Raw genomic sequence first — 843 nt, forward strand, 5'->3', positions numbered from 1 at the left:
TGACGATCTCCCGAGGCGTTGCGTCTTCCGTATGGCCGCCAAGCGAGATCGTGTGGCCGAGATAGTGAGCGGCGACGGCCAAAAACAGCGATAGGAGCGCCAGCGTTGCGATGGGGTAAAAGACGCGTCGCAGCAGTGGTTTGCCAAGAACAGGCTCTATTCTCTGTGCTCGATATTGCATGACTTTCGGACCAACCGTGTTGAGTGCACTCAACTTAACGCGACAAGTGCTGATTTATGGTTAATCGAAAGTGAAGGTGGTCTCGCCAAGCCTTCCGCCCTTCGTTAAGCTCGTCATGCGAATCCAGGGAGAAGCTATGCCGATTTTCATACTTGACGGGCACTCACCGGAATTTGAGCATCGGGCGTCAAATTGGATAGCGCCGGACGCTACCATTGTCGGCAAGGTATTCCTGGGTGAAAACGCCAATATCTGGTTTGGCGTAGTACTGCGCGGCGACAACGAGTTAATTCGCATCGGTCGGGACACCAATGTTCAGGAACATACCGCCATGCACACGGATATGGGCTATCCGCTTACAGTTGGCGAGGGCTGCACGATTGGGCATCGTGCCATGCTTCATGGCTGCACCATTGGCGATAATTCGCTGGTCGGCATTGGCGCTATCGTCCTGAATGGTGCAAGAATCGGCAAGAATTCCTTTGTTGGCGCGGGCGCACTCGTTACCGAGCGCAAGGAGTTTCCGGACAATTCATTGATCGTCGGTTCACCGGCGCGAGTCATTCGGACGCTGGACGATGCAGCGATCGAGGGCCTCAGGCTTTCGGCTGCTCATTATGTCGAGAATGGCAGACGCTTCATGCGGGGCCTGGAGATAGAAT

Annotated in this window: 1 protein-coding gene and 1 pseudogene; one reads left to right on the forward strand and one right to left on the reverse strand. The window is 54.9% G+C overall.

The window, feature by feature from the left end; all coding sequences use genetic code 11:
• A pseudogene (locus tag ACXJ5O_RS28595) lies at nt 1-181 on the reverse strand (hypothetical protein); the annotation flags it as partial.
• A gap of 136 nt (nt 182-317) precedes the next feature.
• On the opposite strand from ACXJ5O_RS28595, the gene ACXJ5O_RS28600 reads away from it, so the two are divergent.
• A partial coding sequence (locus ACXJ5O_RS28600; protein WP_457302856.1) for a gamma carbonic anhydrase family protein occupies nt 318-843 on the forward strand: 526 nt, incomplete at its 3' end.

It is taken from the genome of Phyllobacterium sp. P5_D12, assembly GCF_054049495.1.